Origin of the sequence: Bacillus sp. J41TS8 (assembly GCF_018333035.1) — a bacterium.
GTDB lineage: Bacteria > Bacillota > Bacilli > Bacillales > Bacillaceae > Bacillus > Bacillus paralicheniformis.
Genome location: NZ_BORF01000001.1, coordinates 626,105 through 643,285 on the forward strand (window position 1 = coordinate 626,105; position 17,181 = coordinate 643,285).

General features: G+C 47.4%; 10 protein-coding genes, 20 tRNA genes and 2 rRNA genes. 2 read left to right on the forward strand and 30 right to left on the reverse strand.

What is annotated here, in order from left to right; all coding sequences use genetic code 11:
* Positions 1-9 precede the first annotated feature (9 nt).
* The 3 genes from menH to KI350_RS03310 are packed head-to-tail and all read right to left on the reverse strand — an operon-like array spanning position 10 to position 3,982.
* A complete protein-coding gene (gene menH, locus KI350_RS03300; protein ID WP_025810960.1) occupies positions 10-831 on the reverse strand; it encodes a 2-succinyl-6-hydroxy-2,4-cyclohexadiene-1-carboxylate synthase in 822 nt (273 codons plus the stop codon).
* The gene (menD, locus tag KI350_RS03305) at positions 819-2,561 is read right to left on the reverse strand and encodes a 2-succinyl-5-enolpyruvyl-6-hydroxy-3-cyclohexene-1-carboxylic-acid synthase (RefSeq protein ID WP_020452695.1); all 1,743 of its coding nucleotides are present in this window, start codon (positions 2,559-2,561) and stop codon (positions 819-821) included. Before menD ends, menH begins: the two co-directional genes overlap by 13 nt.
* The gene (locus KI350_RS03310) at positions 2,558-3,982 is read right to left on the reverse strand and encodes an isochorismate synthase (RefSeq protein WP_023855811.1); all 1,425 of its coding nucleotides are present in this window, start codon (positions 3,980-3,982) and stop codon (positions 2,558-2,560) included. The genes menD and KI350_RS03310 overlap by 4 nt, the downstream gene beginning before the upstream one ends.
* Before the next feature lie 268 nt (positions 3,983-4,250).
* On the opposite strand from KI350_RS03310, the gene KI350_RS03315 reads away from it, so the two are divergent.
* Positions 4,251-5,183 carry a 1,4-dihydroxy-2-naphthoate polyprenyltransferase gene (locus tag KI350_RS03315; RefSeq protein WP_020452697.1) on the forward strand — a complete coding sequence of 311 codons (933 nt, stop codon included), beginning with the start codon at positions 4,251-4,253 and terminating at the stop codon, positions 5,181-5,183.
* Between the two features lie 107 nt (positions 5,184-5,290).
* Positions 5,291-6,043, forward strand: a complete 753-nt coding sequence (locus tag KI350_RS03320; protein WP_023855810.1) for a TraR/DksA C4-type zinc finger protein — start codon at positions 5,291-5,293, stop codon at positions 6,041-6,043.
* A 27-nt stretch (positions 6,044-6,070) separates the two neighbouring features.
* Here the strand turns inward: KI350_RS03320 and KI350_RS03325 are convergent, their stop codons facing one another.
* From KI350_RS03325 to KI350_RS03455, 27 genes are all read right to left on the reverse strand, one after another.
* A complete protein-coding gene (locus KI350_RS03325) occupies positions 6,071-8,476 on the reverse strand; it encodes a glycogen/starch/alpha-glucan phosphorylase (protein ID WP_023855809.1) in 2,406 nt (801 codons plus the stop codon).
* The gene (gene glgA, locus KI350_RS03330) at positions 8,437-9,918 is read right to left on the reverse strand and encodes a glycogen synthase GlgA (RefSeq protein ID WP_065643692.1); all 1,482 of its coding nucleotides are present in this window, start codon (positions 9,916-9,918) and stop codon (positions 8,437-8,439) included. Before glgA ends, KI350_RS03325 begins: the two co-directional genes overlap by 40 nt.
* Complete coding sequence (locus tag KI350_RS03335; RefSeq protein ID WP_023855807.1) at positions 9,915-10,943, reverse strand: GlgC family sugar phosphate nucleotidyltransferase; 1,029 nt, start codon at positions 10,941-10,943, stop codon at positions 9,915-9,917. Before KI350_RS03335 ends, glgA begins: the two co-directional genes overlap by 4 nt.
* Before the next feature lie 26 nt (positions 10,944-10,969).
* Positions 10,970-12,109, reverse strand: coding sequence for a glucose-1-phosphate adenylyltransferase (locus KI350_RS03340; RefSeq protein WP_212930430.1), 1,140 nt, complete (start codon positions 12,107-12,109; stop codon positions 10,970-10,972).
* Positions 12,106-13,989 (reverse strand): 1,4-alpha-glucan branching enzyme, encoded by a 1,884-nt coding sequence (glgB, locus tag KI350_RS03345; protein WP_065643691.1) that lies wholly within the window; start codon positions 13,987-13,989, stop codon positions 12,106-12,108. The genes KI350_RS03340 and glgB overlap by 4 nt, the downstream gene beginning before the upstream one ends.
* A 184-nt stretch (positions 13,990-14,173) precedes the next feature.
* Positions 14,174-14,245: transfer RNA gene (locus tag KI350_RS03350), tRNA-Glu, on the reverse strand.
* 12 nt (positions 14,246-14,257) lie between these two features.
* Positions 14,258-14,348, reverse strand: a tRNA-Ser gene (locus KI350_RS03355).
* 1 nt (position 14,349) lies between these two features.
* Positions 14,350-14,424: transfer RNA gene (locus KI350_RS03360), tRNA-Asn, on the reverse strand.
* A 6-nt stretch (positions 14,425-14,430) separates the two neighbouring features.
* Positions 14,431-14,507, reverse strand: a tRNA-Ile gene (locus KI350_RS03365).
* Positions 14,508-14,519: 12 nt separating this feature from the next.
* A tRNA-Gly gene (locus KI350_RS03370) sits at positions 14,520-14,593 on the reverse strand.
* 8 nt (positions 14,594-14,601) lie between these two features.
* Positions 14,602-14,677 (reverse strand) — tRNA-His (locus tag KI350_RS03375).
* Positions 14,678-14,699: 22 nt separating this feature from the next.
* Positions 14,700-14,775 (reverse strand) — tRNA-Phe (locus KI350_RS03380).
* A 9-nt stretch (positions 14,776-14,784) separates the two neighbouring features.
* Positions 14,785-14,861 (reverse strand) — tRNA-Asp (locus KI350_RS03385).
* 22 nt (positions 14,862-14,883) lie between these two features.
* Positions 14,884-14,960: transfer RNA gene (locus KI350_RS03390), tRNA-Met, on the reverse strand.
* 24 nt (positions 14,961-14,984) lie between these two features.
* Positions 14,985-15,077 (reverse strand) — tRNA-Ser (locus KI350_RS03395).
* A 7-nt stretch (positions 15,078-15,084) separates the two neighbouring features.
* Positions 15,085-15,161: transfer RNA gene (locus KI350_RS03400), tRNA-Ile, on the reverse strand.
* 5 nt (positions 15,162-15,166) lie between these two features.
* Positions 15,167-15,240 (reverse strand) — tRNA-Met (locus tag KI350_RS03405).
* Positions 15,241-15,265: 25 nt separating this feature from the next.
* Positions 15,266-15,338, reverse strand: a tRNA-Ala gene (locus KI350_RS03410).
* Between the two features lie 6 nt (positions 15,339-15,344).
* Positions 15,345-15,421, reverse strand: a tRNA-Pro gene (locus KI350_RS03415).
* An 8-nt stretch (positions 15,422-15,429) separates the two neighbouring features.
* Positions 15,430-15,506: transfer RNA gene (locus tag KI350_RS03420), tRNA-Arg, on the reverse strand.
* A gap of 11 nt (positions 15,507-15,517) precedes the next feature.
* A tRNA-Gly gene (locus KI350_RS03425) sits at positions 15,518-15,589 on the reverse strand.
* 15 nt (positions 15,590-15,604) lie between these two features.
* Positions 15,605-15,689: transfer RNA gene (locus KI350_RS03430), tRNA-Leu, on the reverse strand.
* A gap of 7 nt (positions 15,690-15,696) precedes the next feature.
* Positions 15,697-15,772 (reverse strand) — tRNA-Lys (locus tag KI350_RS03435).
* A gap of 81 nt (positions 15,773-15,853) precedes the next feature.
* Positions 15,854-15,929 (reverse strand) — tRNA-Thr (locus KI350_RS03440).
* 15 nt (positions 15,930-15,944) lie between these two features.
* A tRNA-Val gene (locus KI350_RS03445) sits at positions 15,945-16,020 on the reverse strand.
* A 714-nt stretch (positions 16,021-16,734) separates the two neighbouring features.
* Positions 16,735-16,850 (reverse strand): 5S ribosomal RNA (gene rrf, locus KI350_RS03450).
* 194 nt (positions 16,851-17,044) lie between these two features.
* Positions 17,045-17,181, reverse strand: a 23S ribosomal RNA gene (locus KI350_RS03455); the annotation flags it as partial.

Genomic DNA, 17,181 nt, shown 5'->3' on the forward strand with positions numbered 1-17,181 from the left:
GTGTACCTCCTATTTTAAAATAAATTCACTTACTATTTTACCAAAAAAATCGGGCTCTTCCACATGAACCGCATGACCGGTATGTTCAACAATCTCGAGGCGGGCAGTTGGAATTCGCTTTGCCATGCTTTCATTGATCGCGATAAATTTCCGATCCAGGCTCCCCGCAATGAGAAGCACCGGATCATCGATTCCGCTCAATCTGTTCCACCAGGACGGCTGTGATCCGGTTCCCATTCCGATTAAGCTGCCTCGAAGCCCGACCGGATTGTTGTTCAGACGTTCTTCACGCACTTTTTTTCTTTTCGAAGGGTCCATTGACAGCTGGGATGCAAACAGCGGAATGCCTTCCCAATAATCTACGAAAGACTCGATTCCTTCTTCAAGTATCCGTCTGCTGAGCCGGCTGTCCTGCTCCCTGCGCATTTTTCTTTCTTCCGGCGAATCAAGCCCCGGAGAACTGCTTTCCAGCACAAGACCGGACACACGCTCCGGATGAATCATCGCCACTGATAAGGCAAGCCGGCCGCCCATTGAATAACCGATGAGGTAAGCCTGTTTCACATTTAACTGATCAAAAATCTCGATCAGATCGGCTGCCTGCTTCTCTGTTGTGTAGCGGCTGCTGTCTGCCGGCGAGTCTGTTCCGCCGTGTCCGAGCAGGTTCAGCTTGATCAGACGCAGCCCCTGAAAATAGCCGTCTATCCCGTCCCATGTTGCCGCACTTCCTGTAAAGCCATGCAAAAACACCGCCGTTTTTTCCGCAGACAGGCCATTGTCTTCTATTTTATAGGAAACGCCGTCTTTCAGTGTTAATTTCAAAACGGCCACTCTTTTCTTATTTCATACATTGCGGAATCAAGCATTCGGCGATGCTGCTCTACACGATCATCGCGCTTCGTTTTCACCTCAATGATATCCAAGCCGCGGCGGTTGACGGAGGACAAATACGCATCGGCAAAATGAGCGGATGACTCAGGGCATACATAGCGTCCCCCATACAGCTTGGCGGCATGCTCGAATTCGAGCCCCGTCGGCGTTCCGAACAAGAGCTCGAAGTACCTTTCTTCAGCAGATTGGGGAAGAAATGAGAAAATGCCGCCGCCGTCATTGTTGACGAGAACGACAGTCAGCGGAATGTCGAGCGTTTTGCTGACAAGAAGGCCGTTTAAATCGTGATAAAAAGACAGATCGCCGATGACAAGAGTTACCGGTTCTTTCGTTGCGGCATATATGCCCAGCGCAGTCGAGACAACGCCGTCAATCCCGTTTGCCCCTCTATTGGCGAAAATCCGGAATGATCGCTCCTGATTTTCAAAAAATGTATCCGCATCGCGGATCGGCATGCTGTTTCCGACAAACAGGGAACTGTTTTCCGGAATCAAATGCTGCAGGTTCCGGTAGATATTTCCTTCAAAGGTAAGATCCTCAGCTTCAAGATTTCTTAAAAGAGCTCGGAAGCGGCTGTTGGCAAACCGCCATTTCTCCAGCCAGCTGTCTGATCTTTTTTCTGAATGGACAGCGGAAGCCACAGCAGCCGCAATCTCTTCTTCCGCGCAATGCAGCATATGTGCACTGAGCTGAGTCGGATCGCGCCACCCTCCATCTGGGTCAACAACGATTTGCCTGATGCTCGGATTTTGCTTTAGCAGCTGAAAAAGCGGCTTTGAAACCGGCATCGCGCCGAAGCGGATGACTAGCTCAGGCATGAGCTCCCGTTTCAGCTGTTCTTCTTTCAATAATGAATCGTATCCATCGATGATGGTTTCTTTTGAATGGCTGCCGTTTCTCAAGTTTGAAAGCGGGTCAGCCAAAATCGGATATCCCGCTGCCTGAGAGAGAGATACAATATGTGCTTTGGCGTTATCATCTTGCAGCTCTCCGCAGACGATCATGCCTTTTTCCGTCTCTTTGATCAGAGCGCTCAGCGCTTCAAGCTGATGCCGGTCAGCACGAAAGCGGCCGCTTTCAACCGCCACATGACTGCCGTTTCTCAACCTTTGAAACGGTTCATCCTCAAGGTTCGGCATGAGCGGCTCTCTCAGCGGAAAGTTGATATGCACGGGTCCGCGCGGCGCTTTTTTGGCTTCTCCGGCTGCGCGTGCTGCCAAAGAACGGATGTACGCCAGCATTTCGGGATGACTGTCAGGCAAAGCCGAGTCTGTGAAAAACTTAACAAAGTTTCCGAATAAGAATTGCTGATCAATCGCCTGAGGTGCTCCTACTTCTCTCAGTTCATGCGGCCGATCAGCCGTTAAGATGATAAGCGGTATTCTTGAATAATGAGCTTCGATCACAGCCGGGTAGAAATTCGCCGCAGCTGTTCCGGATGTACAGATCAATGCGACAGGCTTCCGCATAGCTTTTGCCATGCCCATTGCAAAAAACGCAGCGGATCTTTCATCCACATGAATATGAACATTGATGTCCGGATGACTCGCGGCCAAAATCGCAAGGGGCGTCGATCTTGATCCCGGGCAGATAACCGCTTCTGTCACGCCTGCAAGAGAAAGCTCATCAATAAAATTCCCTATATATTTTGTAATTGGATTTTCAGTCAACGGATATCGCCTCCAAGTGCAGACAGCATCGGCTTCATCTTAATTTGCGTTTCTTCGTATTCCATATGAGGATCGGAATCAGCCACAACCCCGCAGCCGGCAAAAATTCTGGCCTCTTTTGAATCGATAAGTCCTGACCTGATCGCCACCGCAAATTCCCCATTGCCGGACATGTCGATCCAGCCCGCCGGTGCCGCATACCAGCCCCTTGACATCGGCTCCAACACTCTGATGACCTCAATCGCTTTTTGCTGAGGCGCTCCTCCAAGTGCAGGAGTTGGATGAAGCTTCTCGATTAAATCAAAAAGCGAGGACTCCGCATTCATTTTGCCGACAATCGGCGTATACAAATGCTGCACATTTTTTGTTTTGTATAGTCCCGGCTTGGCCGGCTTTTTGATATTGCTGCAATTTGACAATAGCGCCTGATGAATCATATTGACGACAATGTCGTGTTCGATAAGGTTTTTTTCATCGTTTAACAGCTCAAGACCGAGCATCCGGTCCTCCTGCTCACTTTCGCCTCTCTTGATTGAACCGGCAAGGCAGGTCGACAGCACGTTGTCTCCGTCTTTTTTGACCAGTCGTTCAGGTGACGCGCCGACAAAACTTTTGCCGTTTTCTTCAATAGCGAATATATAGCTCGTTTTTTGTTCAGACATCAGATTGAATAATACTCTGTGAAGTTCGACTGGCTGGTCGAACGTTAAAAGGATCTCTCTGGCGAGCACAACTTTATCGTACTTCCCGTTTTTAATGTCGTCAGTCGCCCGCCGGACCGCTTCAAGCCATTCAGGAACATCAAGCTCCTCCTTGGCGGTAAATCGCGCATGACCGTTTTCGGGATAACGGGAAGCGTCCGCCTTGATCAGCTGTGAAGCAGCGCCCTTTATTTCTTCAAGTACTTTGCGCACATCCTCTTCAGGAGCCTTCCATCTATTGACCGTAATGAACGTTTCCTCTCCGTCCTGTGTCAGCATAGCGGTAGGAATAAAAAAAGCGCCTTCCTGGTAGCCGTTCCAATGCTGCTTGCGATCTTCCAGCGGATCAAATGAAAAACCGCCAAACAGCAATGGCCCCACCGCTGCCTGACTCGTGCATTGATCTTCGTGGAAGTGAAAGGTTTTCTCTTTTAAGCGCTCCCATTTTTCATGTACAGCCTGATAACGTCCGGCATCCTTCAGGTCTGTGGAAACCGAAATTTCCTTTCCCAATCCGACAAGCGTCAGTCCGCCGTCGGGATCAGACCAGAAGAACCGTTTCCCGGCAAATTGTTCTTCCCCATTTATGAAAAAGGAAAGAGCATCTATGCTCTCAATTTTTCTGGAATAACTTATTAAAACAGCATGGTTGACTTTTTTGACGATGTTTAATGCTTCAGGCGCTTCCCTTAGGAAAGTGCGCTGCACTGTTGTCACCATGATACATTCCTCCAAAATCCGTAAAATGCTTTTATAACCATACACCTGTGAACGGTATGTGTCAACAAAACGACACTTTATTAACAACTGCCCTTACCTATTATAAACGTAATCGGCCGATTGAAAAAGACAAGGTCATTTAATATTTTTGAATTGCTGGACGGCCGCTTTTTTTCTAACAATATCACCCATTATATTGACACCTTTTTTAACTTTTTCTAAACTTAGTATGGACGTGTACGTATTAAAACTAAAGGAGTCATACTATATGCAGCATCAATCACTTTCAGGGAGTGTTTCTGAAATAAAGCCGGAAAAATGGCGCGTATGGTGGATGTTAACAAGACCCCATACACTGACAGCAGCCTTTGTCCCTGTAACGCTCGGGACCGTAATGTCCCTTGAATCGGGAAAAATTGATATCTGGCTGTTTTTAGCTATGCTGGCCGCATCAATATTAATTCAAATCGGAACGAACTTATTCAATGAGTATTTTGATTTTGTACGAGGACTTGATAATGAAAACTCGGTCGGCATCGGCGGTGCTATCGTCCGCTATGGAATGAAGCCAAAGACGGTATTATACCTGGCATACGGACTTTTTGGAGCAGCCGTTTTACTCGGCCTGTACATCTGCGCTTCTTCAAGCTGGTGGCTTGCGTTGATCGGATTGGTATGCATGGCCGTCGGCTATCTTTATACGGGCGGACCGTTTCCAATCTCCTATACGCCGTTCGGTGAAATTATGTCGGGCGTTTTTATGGGAATGGTCATCATTCTGATTTCATATTATATTCAGACTGGCGGGTTGACTTGGAACGTCTTTCTGATCTCCCTTCCGATTACGATTTTAGTCGGAGGCATCAATCTTTCCAATAATATCCGCGATATGGTCGGAGATAAAGAAAACGGAAGGAAGACGCTGCCGATTTTGGCTGGAAGAAAAAATGCCGTGCAGATTTTGAGCTGGGTTTTTGCTGTTTCCTATATATTGATCGGTATATACATCGGCTTTGAGATCGTTTCTCTGTGGAGCTGCATTGTTCTATTAAGCCTGCCGAAGCCGATTAAAGCCATCCAGGAGTTCAAGGAAAAAGAAAAACCGGCGGATCTGATGGTCGCCATGAAATCAACGGCGCAGACGAACACCTTTTTCGGCCTTTTGCTCGCCATTGCCCTGCTCATTCAGTATATTTTTTAAAAAAGGAGCCTTTATGGCTCTTTTTTTTGCTTTTATTTACAAGAAAGTTCTGTTTGAATTCGTTCATACTAAAAACGCGAGCACTTTAAAGAAACGAGGCGATGCATGTGCTAACAAAAGAACAGTTGACAAAACTCGAAAATGAACTGAAAGCCGGGAAAGAACAGATCGTCAGCCGCTTTAAAGAAAACGGACATTTTGGCATCGATGTGACGCATCCGTTCAACTCGACGGGCGATCTTTCGGCTTATGACAACCATCCAGGAGATGAAGGTACAGAACTGTACGAACGCGAAAAAGATCTTGCTCTTTTTGAACATGAAAGAGAGCATTTGCACGATATCGAACATGCTCTGGCTTTGATCGAAAAAGGAACATACGGCCGCTGTGAGGTATGCGGAAAGGATATCCCGTATGAAAGGCTGTCCGTACTGCCAACCGCAACGACATGCAGCGAACATTCGTCAACCGTCTCCGTTTCAAAAGACCGTCCGATTGAAGAAGAAGTGCTGAATCCCCCGTTCGGACATTTTGAAAAAGACGAAGACGACGAAAACGTCGCATACGATTCAGAAGACGCTTACCAGGACGTCGAACGCTACGGCAATTCTGAAACACCTCAGGATCTGGCCGTTCCGCCGCTTTCATACAGCCAGATGTACATGGAATATGAAGAGCCGCTCGGATACGTCGAAGATTACGAAAACTATGCCGCAACAGACATTACCGGAAAAGAAGTAACCGTCTACCCGACGAAAGAACACGAAAAATATGAAGACCTTCTTGATGAAGAAGGCATCATGACCTCTTTCGGTGATCTCCCGGCTTATGAAAAGGATCCTTATACTGAAGAAGACTAAGCCCCGCGGGTCAGGGGCTTAGCGTTTTTAAATTCGGCGGTGATACGGCTCAATTTCCCAAATGTCTTCCGCATACTCCCTGATCGTGCGGTCACTTGAAAAATATCCGGCATACGCGATGTTTGTGACGGCTTTTTCGGCCCAAAAACGCTTATTCAAGTAGTCTTTTTGAATCCGTTCCTGCGCTTCAATATAAGAAGCAAAATCTTTTAAAACAAAGTATTCATCATTATAAGCGATCAGCGAGTCATAAATCGGCTCAAATTCGCCGGCTTCCCCTTCGAAAAAACCATTGATCAGCTGATCAGCCGTCTGTCTGATCCTTGCATCATGCTGATAGTATTCCCTTGACAGATAGCCGCCTTTTTCAGTGTAGTTCAGCACTTCATCAGCCTTTAAACCGAACGTGTAAATACACTCGGGCCCCACCCTCTCAAGCATTTCAATATTGGCGCCGTCATGCGTGCCGATCGTCAAAGCCCCATTGATCATGAACTTCATGTTTCCTGTACCGGAGGCTTCTTTGCTTGCCGCAGATATTTGCTCGCTGACATCTGACGCCGGAAAGATACGCTCGGCGGTTGATACCCGGTAATTTTCCAGAAAGATGACATTGATCGATTGTCTGACATCCGGATCATGATTGATTTTATCTGCGACTGAATGGATCAGTTTAATGACCTTTTTGGCATAATGATAAGTCGGCGATGCTTTTGCCCCGAAAATAAATGTTTGCGGATAAATGGCAAAGCCTTTGTCTTCCTTCAGCCTGTTGTACAAGTACATGATATGGAGCACATTTAAAAGCTGGCGCTTATAAGCGTGGAGACGCTTGACTTGAACATCGAAGATGCTGTCAGGATTAATGGCGAATCCGATGCTGCCTTTCATCATGTCTGCTAAAAGCTGCTTTCGTTCCCTTTTGATGCGCTGAAATGCTTCAAGAAACGCGGAATCGTGCACAAACGGACGAAGATCCAAGAGGCTTTCCGGTTCTTTCAGCCACCTGTCTCCTATCGCTTCAGTTATCAGGTTCGCCAGCGGCGGATTTGCCTTTAACAGCCACCTTCTATGTGAGATGCCATTCGTTTTATTATTGAATTTAAAAGGGAATACAGAATAAAAGTCGTTCATTTCCCGCTCTTTTAATATGGTTGAATGAATGTTGGCTACGCCGTTAACACTGTAGCTTCCGACGATCGCCAGATGGGCCATTTTCACTTCGCCGTGGGCGATGACGGCTAGCTTTTCGATCCTTCCCCATTCACCCGGATATTTTTCCCACAGCCAGCCGCAAAACCGCTCATTGATCTCCTCAATGATCATAAAAATTCTCGGCAGAAGCGGTTGAATTAAATCGATCCTCCATTTTTCCAGCGCTTCGGCAAGCGTCGTATGATTCGTATATGAAATCGTATGTACGGTAACATGCCACGCTTCATCCCACGTCATTTTTTCTTCATCAAGCAAAATTCTCATCAATTCCGGCACAGCCAGAGCGGGGTGGGTGTCATTGATATGGATCGCAACTTTTTGATGAAAATCATGGAGTGACGGGTGATTTTTCTTATAGCATTTCACAATGCTTTGCAGGCTTGCCGATACTAAAAAATATTGCTGTTTCAAACGGAGAATCTTGCCTTCGTCATGCGTGTCATCCGGATACAGGCATTCAGATACAGCTTCTGTCTCGCGCTTATACTTCAAAATATTCGGTTCATGATGGAGCGAGCAAGGCTCCGCATTCCACAGCCGGAGGGTATTGACCGTCTCGGTCTCATAGCCGATGATCGGAATGTCGTAAGGCACGGCTGTCATCACTTCCGCTTCTTCCTGCCAAAAGCGGAGGCGCCCTCCTTCCTGCGCCATCTTGACCCGCCCGCCGAAACGAACACAAACAGCCTGATCGGCGTTGCGGATTTCCCAGACGTACCCATGTTTGAGCCATTGTTCAGGCAGTTCGACTTGATGACCGTCAACGATTTTTTGTTCGAAAAAGCCATGCTTGTAGCGAATCCCCATCCCATGCCCGGGAAGGTCGAGCGAAGCCAGTGAATCCAAAAAGCACGCCGCGAGCCTGCCCAATCCGCCATTGCCAAGGCCTGCATCCATTTCGGCCTCTTCGATGTCTTCAAGACAAATGCCAAGCTCGGAAAGACCTTCTTGGACAACTTCACGGACGCCGAGGTTGAGCAGGTTTTGGCCGAGCAGTCTGCCCAGAAGAAATTCAATCGATAAATAATAGGTCTGTTTATTTTGGTTGGAGCGGCTCCTTTCATTGGTCCTGATCCAGTTTGCGCTGATATGTTCCCTGACCATGATGCCGAGCGTCTGATACTGGTCAAGCGTAGAAGAGTCCCGAAAGCTTTTTCCGCACAACCGTTCAAGACGCTTCAAAAAGCATTGTTTAAAGCTTTCTTTACACGAGAACATGGCGCTTCCCCCTTTATCTCCCGGCTGTATAACTGCTGATACTGACGGGCTGACAAAGCCCAGCTGACATCATGTGTCATGGCTTTTTGAACGATACTGCCCCATTCTTCTTTCCGGTGATATATAGACAGTGCTCTTTTAATCGTATACTTCATATCATGGGCGTTAAAATGGGCGAACGTAAAACCGTTGCCTTCACCGTTTGTTTCCTGGTAAGCGGTCACTGTATCGTGAAGCCCGCCTGTTTCCCTGACAACCGGAACCGCTCCGTATCTAAGGGCAATCAGCTGCCCAAGACCGCACGGCTCGAATTTTGAAGGCATCAGGAAAAGATCGCTGCCGGCATAAATCTTGCGGCTGAGCGCTTCATGAAAACCGATATACGCCTTGCACCGCTCCGGAAAAGCCTGCTCCATATAGCGAAAATAATTTTCATATTCCGCTTCTCCGGTTCCTAAAACGAGCAGCTGCATGTCTTCTTCTTGAAACAGTTCGTGCAATACCCGCTTGATCAAATCGATGCCTTTTTGCTTCGTCAGCCTTGTCACCGTGCTGATGAGCGGAATGTCTTCATTCACCGGCAGACCGAATGTCTTCTGGATCACAGCTTTATTTTTCCGTTTTCCGTCACGGTTGACGGCATCGTAATGATAATCGATGTGAGGATCATTTAAAGGGTCGTACAGTTCATCATCAATCCCGTTTAAAATGCCGGTCAGCACATCCTTCTTGTCTGCCAGCACCCCTTCAAGCCGCTCGCCGTAGTATGGAGTCAAAATTTCATTGCTGTACGTCGGACTGACCGTTGTCACCTGATCAGCGGCAATAATGCCGCCTTTCATATAATTGATGTGTCCATAAAACTCGAGCTTTTCCGTTGTGAAGTGGGAAATGTCAAGGCCGAGCAAGTCATGGACCGCTTCCTTCGGAAAAATCCCCTGAAATTGAAGGTTATGAATGGTGAATACGCTTTTCATGCGCTGATAGAACGGTTTTTTTTGATATTCCTCTTTTAATAAATAATTGATCATCCCTGCGTGCCAATCATGGGTATGGATGACATCAGCATCAAAATTCAGCGCGTATAATGCTTCCAAAACGGCCCGCGAGAAAAAAGCAAACCGTTCTCCATCATCATAATGGCCGTAGAGGGAATCCCGGTTAAAATAATACTCATGATCTAGAAAATAATAAGAAATTCCGTCATGTTCAAGGTGTTCAATGCCGCAAAACTGCCTGCGCCACCCGACGCGAACTTCGCATTCAGCCGTTTTAACCATCCTTCTTCTGAAATCTTCCGCAATCAAGCTGTATTTCGGCATCATGACAGCCGTTTCTATTCCTAAAAGGGCGAGTTCTTTCGGGAGCGCACCGGCGACATCGGCGAGCCCGCCTGATTTAACAAACGGCACACATTCAGAGACAGCGAATAAGACTTTCAAGAGTTCATCAGCGCTCCTTGTACGGCTCCTTTTTTTATGATGAAAGGGAGGCTCATAGTGCCGGACATTTCGATATGATGGCCGACTTTGACATCCTTGTCGCAGATGACGTGCTCCAGTCGGCAGTTTTCTCCAATCCTTGTTTTTTGCATAATCACGCTGTTTTTAATGGTCGTTCCTTTTCCTACGTGAACTCCTCTGAACAAGACCGAATTTTCAACCTCGCCTTCGATGACGCAGCCGTTAGCGATAATCGATTGCTTTACCCTGCTGTTTTTAGCGTATTTTACTGGAGGATCGTTTTTTATTTTTGTGTAGACAGGCTGGCTCATATGAAAGACTTGCTCCCGAAACACAGGCTGGATGAGGTTCAAACTATGAAAAAGGTAGCTTTCAGGAGAGTCGATCACGGCGGTATACCCCGAATGCTCATAGCTGTTGACGGATAGCGAACCACGCTCTTTCCGGCAGACTTCCTCAAAAGATTGCGCTCCTCCGGCGCAATGCCCTTCAACCATCTCCCTCAACAGACTTTTTTTCGTGACATACAAACCTAAAGGTTTTCCTTCTTGACAAACTTCAGTCAGATCACACCCAGATTCAAGGTGCTGGTTGAGCACTTCTTGAAAAGGAATGTGACAGACCGTATAGCTGTTTGCCACAGCAGCATATGGCTGAGTACTTCTTTGAAAATAATCGAGATGCTCGGCAAATTGCCGAAACGAACCAAGCCCGACATGCTCATCATGGGGAATCGAAGACGGAAGAAAGAAAAGACCGTCCCTTTTCCTGTTTAAATCCCACTCTTTTCCCGATCCTAAATGATCCATCAAGGAACGGTACGGAGACTTGGAAAATACAGCGACACTCCGAATGCCTGCATGAACCATGCCTGACAACGCAAAATCGATCAGCCGGTACCTTCCTGCAAACGGAACGGCTCCGATCGAACGTCCGGCCGTTAAATCCTGAAGAGAGTGCTGGTTGACAGCTGCATCAATAATCCCCAGCATTTGTTTATTCATTGGCACCATCCGCCTCTCCGTGTTGTTTAAACAACCTTATGTTTTTTGACATATTCCTCTGTGATCAGCAGGATTTCGCCATCTTCCGCCTTCGCGTGAAATCCGTCCGGAATTCGTATTCCTGCCGATACAATAGCATTTTCGATCTCAAAATGCTCTCCAATTGAAACGTCATGCATCACGACTGAACGTTTGATCGCGGAATGTCTGCCGATTGCAACGCGCTGAAAGATAACCGAACGGGTGACAGCTCCATATACGGCGCACCCTTCGCTAATGAGCGATTCTTTGATGTCCGCCTGCTCGGCAACAAACTGCGGCGGTAGGTTCGGAGCGACGGAATAAATCCGCCAGTTCCGTTCGAACAGGTCAAGTGGAGGATGATCTCCAAGCAGATCCATATTAGCTTCCCATAAACTTCTGACCGTACCGACATCCTTCCAGTACCCTTTAAACGGATAAGCGTTCAGCTGCTTCTTTTCCTCGAGAAGAGCCGGTATGATATCTTTACCGAAATCGTGGCTTGAGCCGGATTTTTTTTCATCGCGTTCAAGCGCCTCTTCAAGCACGCTCCATTTGAAAACGTAGACACCCATCGATGCCAAGTTGCTCTTCGGGTATTTCGGCTTTTCCTCGAAGCTTGTAATCTCCATCTTGTCATTCGTATGAAGGATACCGAAACGGCCGGCTTCTGCCCAGCTCACTTCGATGACGGCAATGGTGGCGTCAGCCTGTTTCTCCACGTGGTATTCGAGCATTTTTCCGTAATCCATTTTGTAGATATGATCTCCTGATAGGATGAGTACATGTTCAGGCTGAAGCTCTTTTAAAAAATGGCGGTTTTCATAAATCGCGCTTGCCGTTCCTTTGTACCACTTCACTTCTGACGCTTCTGCATAAGGGGACAAAATGGAGACCCCGCCGTCATTGCGGTCAAGATCCCATGGCTCGCCGATGCCGATATATGAGTTTAATAAAAGCGGTTGGTATTGAGTCAGCACACCGACATGATGAATTCCCGAGTTGGCGCAGTTGCTGAGGGCAAAATCGATGATTCTGTACTTGCCGCCAAATGGAACGGCCGGTTTTGCGAGGTTTTTCGTTAAGGCATTCAGCCTGCTTCCCTTGCCGCCAGCCAAAAGCATAGCCACACATTGTTCTTTCATCCCTTTTTCGCTCCTCTCTTTTTGACTGCTCTGAAAACCGCAGCTCCCAGCGGAGGGACTGTCATGCTGATGCTGTATGGTTTGCCGTGCAGAACGCCTTCTTTTGCTTGAAGGCGTTTCGGGTTGATTTGGTGTGAACCTCCGTATTTTACATCATCGCTGTTAAGCACTTCGATATATTCGGTTTGAAAAGGGACGCCGACCTGATATTCGTGATAAACGGAAGGCGTAAAATTGCAGACGATAATCAACGCTTCACCGGGCTGTTTTCCATAGCGGATAAACGATACAATCGACTGTTCCGCATTGTTGACGTCAATCCACTCGAATCCTTGCTGCCGATGATCATTTTCATACAGAATACGGCTTTTTTTGTAGAGGTGAAGAGCCTCCTTTGTAAACATCCGGGCCTTGCAGTGCATGTCAAAATCGTCCAAGAACCAATCGAGCTCTTCTTCGTCTTTCCATTCATCAAATTGAGCAAACTCACCGCCCATAAAGAGAAGTTTTTTTCCCGGGTGCAGCGTAAAATAACTGATCAGCAGGCGGTACTGGGCGAATTTCTGCCAGTAATCGCCGGGCATCTTATGAAGCAGAGACTTTTTGCCGTATACCACTTCATCATGGGAGAACGGCAGGATGTAATTTTCTGAGTAGGCATACATTAAGGAGAATGAAACAAGATGATGCAGGTGTTTTCTTTGTTCTGGGGAAGCTTCCATATAGGTTAATACATCGTTCATCCAACCCATATTCCACTTATAATTAAACCCGAGACCGCCTGCATAGGTCGGATGCGTCACAAGCGGCCAGTCTGTGGAGTCCTCAGCAATCATTAAAAAGTGGGGATCTTTTGCAAAAACCTGTTCATTTAAAGTTTGAATAAATTCGACGGCAAAGCCGTTCGCTTCAGCCTGAGGACGGTTTGGCCAATACAGGAGGTTTGCAACTGCATCGACTCGAAATCCATCTATATGATACATCTCGATCCAATACAACGCATTCGAGATTAAAAAACTGCGAACTTCTCGTTTTCCGAGGTCAAAATTGGCGGTCCCCCATTCCCAATTTTCCCTGTCATGCTCATGTGAATATTCATACAGCGGCATACCGTCAAACAAATACAAGCCGTGGTCATCTTTGCAGAAATGGCCGGGAACCCAATCCATAATAACGCCGATCTCATGCTGATGGCACTGATCGATAAAATACATCAAGTCATGCGGTTCGCCATATCTGCTCGTCGGACTGTAGTACCCCGTTGTCTGATAGCCCCATGAACGGTCAAACGGGTGCTCTGTCAACGGCATCAGCTCGATATGTGTGAATCCGTGTTCTTTAACGTAAGGAATGACTGTTTCGCTCAGTTCCCGGTATGTGAAAAAACGCCCATCCGCTTTCTTTTTCCACGAACCGACATGAAGCTCGTAGATGGAAATCGGTGTTTCATATACGTTTTTTTGTTTCTTTTTCTTTTGCCACTTTCGGTCGCCCCATGGGTATCCGGCCAATTGATAAGTGATCGATGCCGTTTTCGGCCTGACTTCAGAAAAAAAAGCATAGGGATCGGCCTTCAATTTTGTTTCATTTGCGGCTGTGATCATTTCATATTTATACAGCTCCCCTTCTCCGATGCCGGGGATAAACAGTTCCCATATGCCTTCCTGATGACGCTTCTCCATTTGATGCCGGGCACCGGACCAGCCGTTAAACGTTCCGGCGATTCGAACTTCCTTCGCATGAGGGGCCCAAACACAGAAGCGAAAACCTTGGCGGCCGTCCTGTTCCATTTGATGAGCGCCGAAAAATCTGTAGCATTCATAAAGCCGACCGTCATGAAAGAGATGCGCTTTAATATCCGAGGCACTCACACCAGCCATTGATTTCATCCTTTCTGCCACTATATTTAAAGATTACTCTTTTATTCGCATAATATAGCTTGATCCCTTTCATGAAAGCGCTTCTTTTTATTGACAAAGTTCAACAATATCCTTTTTGAACATTGACTGAAGTCATACAGGCATAAAAAAACTCCGCATCATAATGATGCAGAGTTTAACATGATGACCCGTACGGGATTCGAACCCGTGTTACCGCCGTGAAAGGGCGGTGTCTTAACCACTTGACCAACGGGCCTTATTGAAACAATGGCGGAGAAGGAGGGATTTGAACCCTCGCGCCGCTTACGCGACCTACACCCTTAGCAGGGGCGCCTCTTCAGCCACTTGAGTACTTCTCCATGGCTCCGCAGGCAGGATTCGAACCTGCGACCGATCGGTTAACAGCCGATAGCTCTACCACTGAGCTACTGCGGAATATCATGGTGGGCCTGAATGGACTCGAACCATCGACCTCACGCTTATCAGGCGTGCGCTCTAACCAGCTGAGCTACAGGCCCATGATATGCAAATGGAGCGGGTGATGGGAATCGAACCCACGACATCAGCTTGGAAGGCTGAGGTTTTACCACTAAACTACACCCGCATTTCGCATGGGGCGGTTGATGGGAATCGAACCCACGAATGCCAGAGCCACAATCTGGTGCGTTAACCACTTCGCCACAACCGCCGCAATATATAAAATTGTAAAATGGTGGCTCGGGACGGAATCGAACCGCCGACACACGGATTTTCAGTCCGTTGCTCTACCAACTGAGCTACCGAGCCTTTATTAAATGGCGGTCCGGACGGGACTCGAACCCGCGACCTCCTGCGTGACAGGCAGGCATTCTAACCAACTGAACTACCGGACCATTTTGGCAATGAATTTAAATTTGGTTGCGGGGGCAGGATTTGAACCTGCGACCTTCGGGTTATGAGCCCGACGAGCTACCGAACTGCTCCACCCCGCGATGATCAAAACAATAATAGATATATGGCGGAGGAAGAGGGATTCGAACCCCCGCGGGCTTTGACACCCCTGTCGGTTTTCAAGACCGATCCCTTCAGCCAGACTTGGGTATTCCTCCGTAACAATGGTGGACCTTGTAGGACTCGAACCTACGACCGGACGGTTATGAGCCGTCTGCTCTAACCAACTGAGCTAAAGGTCCTTTAATAGCGGCGGAGGGAATCGAACCCCCGACCTCACGGGTATGAACCGTACGCTCTAGCCAGCTGAGCTACACCGCCATGGTGAATATTAAAGATAACAAAGTGGAGCCTAGCGGGATCGAACCGCTGACCTCCTGCGTGCAAAGCAGGCGCTCTCCCAGCTGAGCTAAGGCCCCAAATAATGGTCGGGAAGACAGGATTCGAACCTGCGACCCCATGGTCCCAAACCATGTGCTCTACCAAGCTGAGCTACTTCCCGTTATATAATGGCGCGCCCGAGAGGAGTCGAACCCCTAACCTTTTGATCCGTAGTCAAACGCTCTATCCAATTGAGCTACGGGCGCATAGATGATCAAGCGGAAGACGGGATTCGAACCCGCGACCCCCACCTTGGCAAGGTGGTGTTCTACCACTGAACTACTTCCGCAAAATAGATTGGCAATGCGGATGAAGGGACTTGAACCCCCACGTCTTTAAAAGACACTAGAGCCTGATTCTAGCGCGTCTGCCAATTCCGCCACATCCGCATGAAAATGGTGAGCCATGAAGGACTCGAACCTTCGACCCTCTGATTAAAAGTCAGATGCTCTACCAACTGAGCTAATGGCTCCAATACTGCAATGAAAGCTGAAGACTTTTTCGAAAGCTATCTGTCTTTTTTCAGCAACTTTTATATTGTATCATAAAATCGTGGTGCCGGCAAGAGGACTTGAACCCCCAACCTACTGATTACGATTCAGTTGCTCTACCAATTGAGCTACACCGGCCCATTCCAAAATGAATGGTGGAGGATGACGGGATCGAACCGCCGACCCTCTGCTTGTAAGGCAGATGCTCTCCCAGCTGAGCTAATCCTCCTCGTCAGTTGTTGGAGTAACTCTCGATCTGACAAGGACTATTATATACGGGAATACACCCATTTGTAAAGGCTATATTAAAAAAATTTTATTTTCAGTTTATTCTATCATAACAAGACGAATGTGCACACATCGTTCCGCTTAATCCGTATATTGCATCAAAAGCTTCAGAGCAACATTTATCCCTATGTACTGCTTATAATAGGTTCTTCAGACGCTCCGTGAATTCCTGTCTTTTCCCCATAGCAAATTTGTATTCGAATTGATTTTTTCAAAACAATTTTAAGTCCTTTTCGAGCGATAAGCAATGTATTTGGCTTCTCGACTCTCTCTATCCCAACTCTTAATACCAAGCGGCGTGTTTTGAAAATGAGTGTTGTACGGCTCAAAATATATGCCTTCATTTGTCAATTTTAAAACTGCCTCAATACCTCAAAATCCCTTTTCCGGAACATCCATCTTTTGCTCCTCTATTTGCATGAGTTTCACTGCCTTACATCACTGATCTTATACATGCCCATGTGTTGATTGACTCCATATTTCGCTATTTCCCTATGGAATTCGCACTGAACCGCCAGATCGCGAGCCTGAAGAGGTGAAAGCAAGTTTGCCTATTGTTTCGCAGTTTCGCGCATCACTGAAGGGTTAAAAGCGCTATATCAATGATTGAACGTCAACAAAAAAGACCAGCTGATATCAGCTGGTCTTTTTAAGTGCTTGGCGGCGTCCTACTCTCACAGGGGGAAGCCCCCAACTACCATCGGCGCTGAAGAGCTTAACTTCCGTGTTCGGCATGGGAACGGGTGTGACCTCTTCGCTATCGCCACCAAACTATTGCCTTCAGGATGAAGGTACTGGGCGTTCCTCACAGGATGTGAGGGCCTTTAGCCGAGTTTCCTTGCCTTTGGCTTTTGAGAGGCATTCTCTCAAAACTAGATAACGGGTAGACAAGGGCCCACAGGATGTGGGTCATGCAGGCGTTGCCACACGATGTGGCGTATTTAGCCAGCGTTCAATTATTTTATTAGGTTAAGTCCTCGATCGATTAGTATCTGTCAGCTCCATGTGTCGCCACACTTCCACCTCAGACCTATCAACCTGATCATCTTTCAGGGATCTTACTTCCTTGCGGAATGGGAAATCTCATCTTGAGGGGGGCTTC

Coding starts and splice junctions, on each gene's coding strand:
- glgB (WP_065643691.1), bottom strand. CDS start 13,989: ATGGCTGGTGTGAGTGCCTCGGATATTAAAGCGCATCTCTTTCATGAC.
- KI350_RS03310 (WP_023855811.1), bottom strand. CDS start 3,982: ATGGTGACAACAGTGCAGCGCACTTTCCTAAGGGAAGCGCCTGAAGCA.
- KI350_RS03325 (WP_023855809.1), bottom strand. CDS start 8,476: ATGTTCTCGTGTAAAGAAAGCTTTAAACAATGCTTTTTGAAGCGTCTT.
- KI350_RS03340 (WP_212930430.1), bottom strand. CDS start 12,109: ATGAAAGAACAATGTGTGGCTATGCTTTTGGCTGGCGGCAAGGGAAGC.
- KI350_RS03335 (WP_023855807.1), bottom strand. CDS start 10,943: ATGAATAAACAAATGCTGGGGATTATTGATGCAGCTGTCAACCAGCAC.
- KI350_RS03315 (WP_020452697.1), top strand. CDS start 4,251: ATGCAGCATCAATCACTTTCAGGGAGTGTTTCTGAAATAAAGCCGGAA.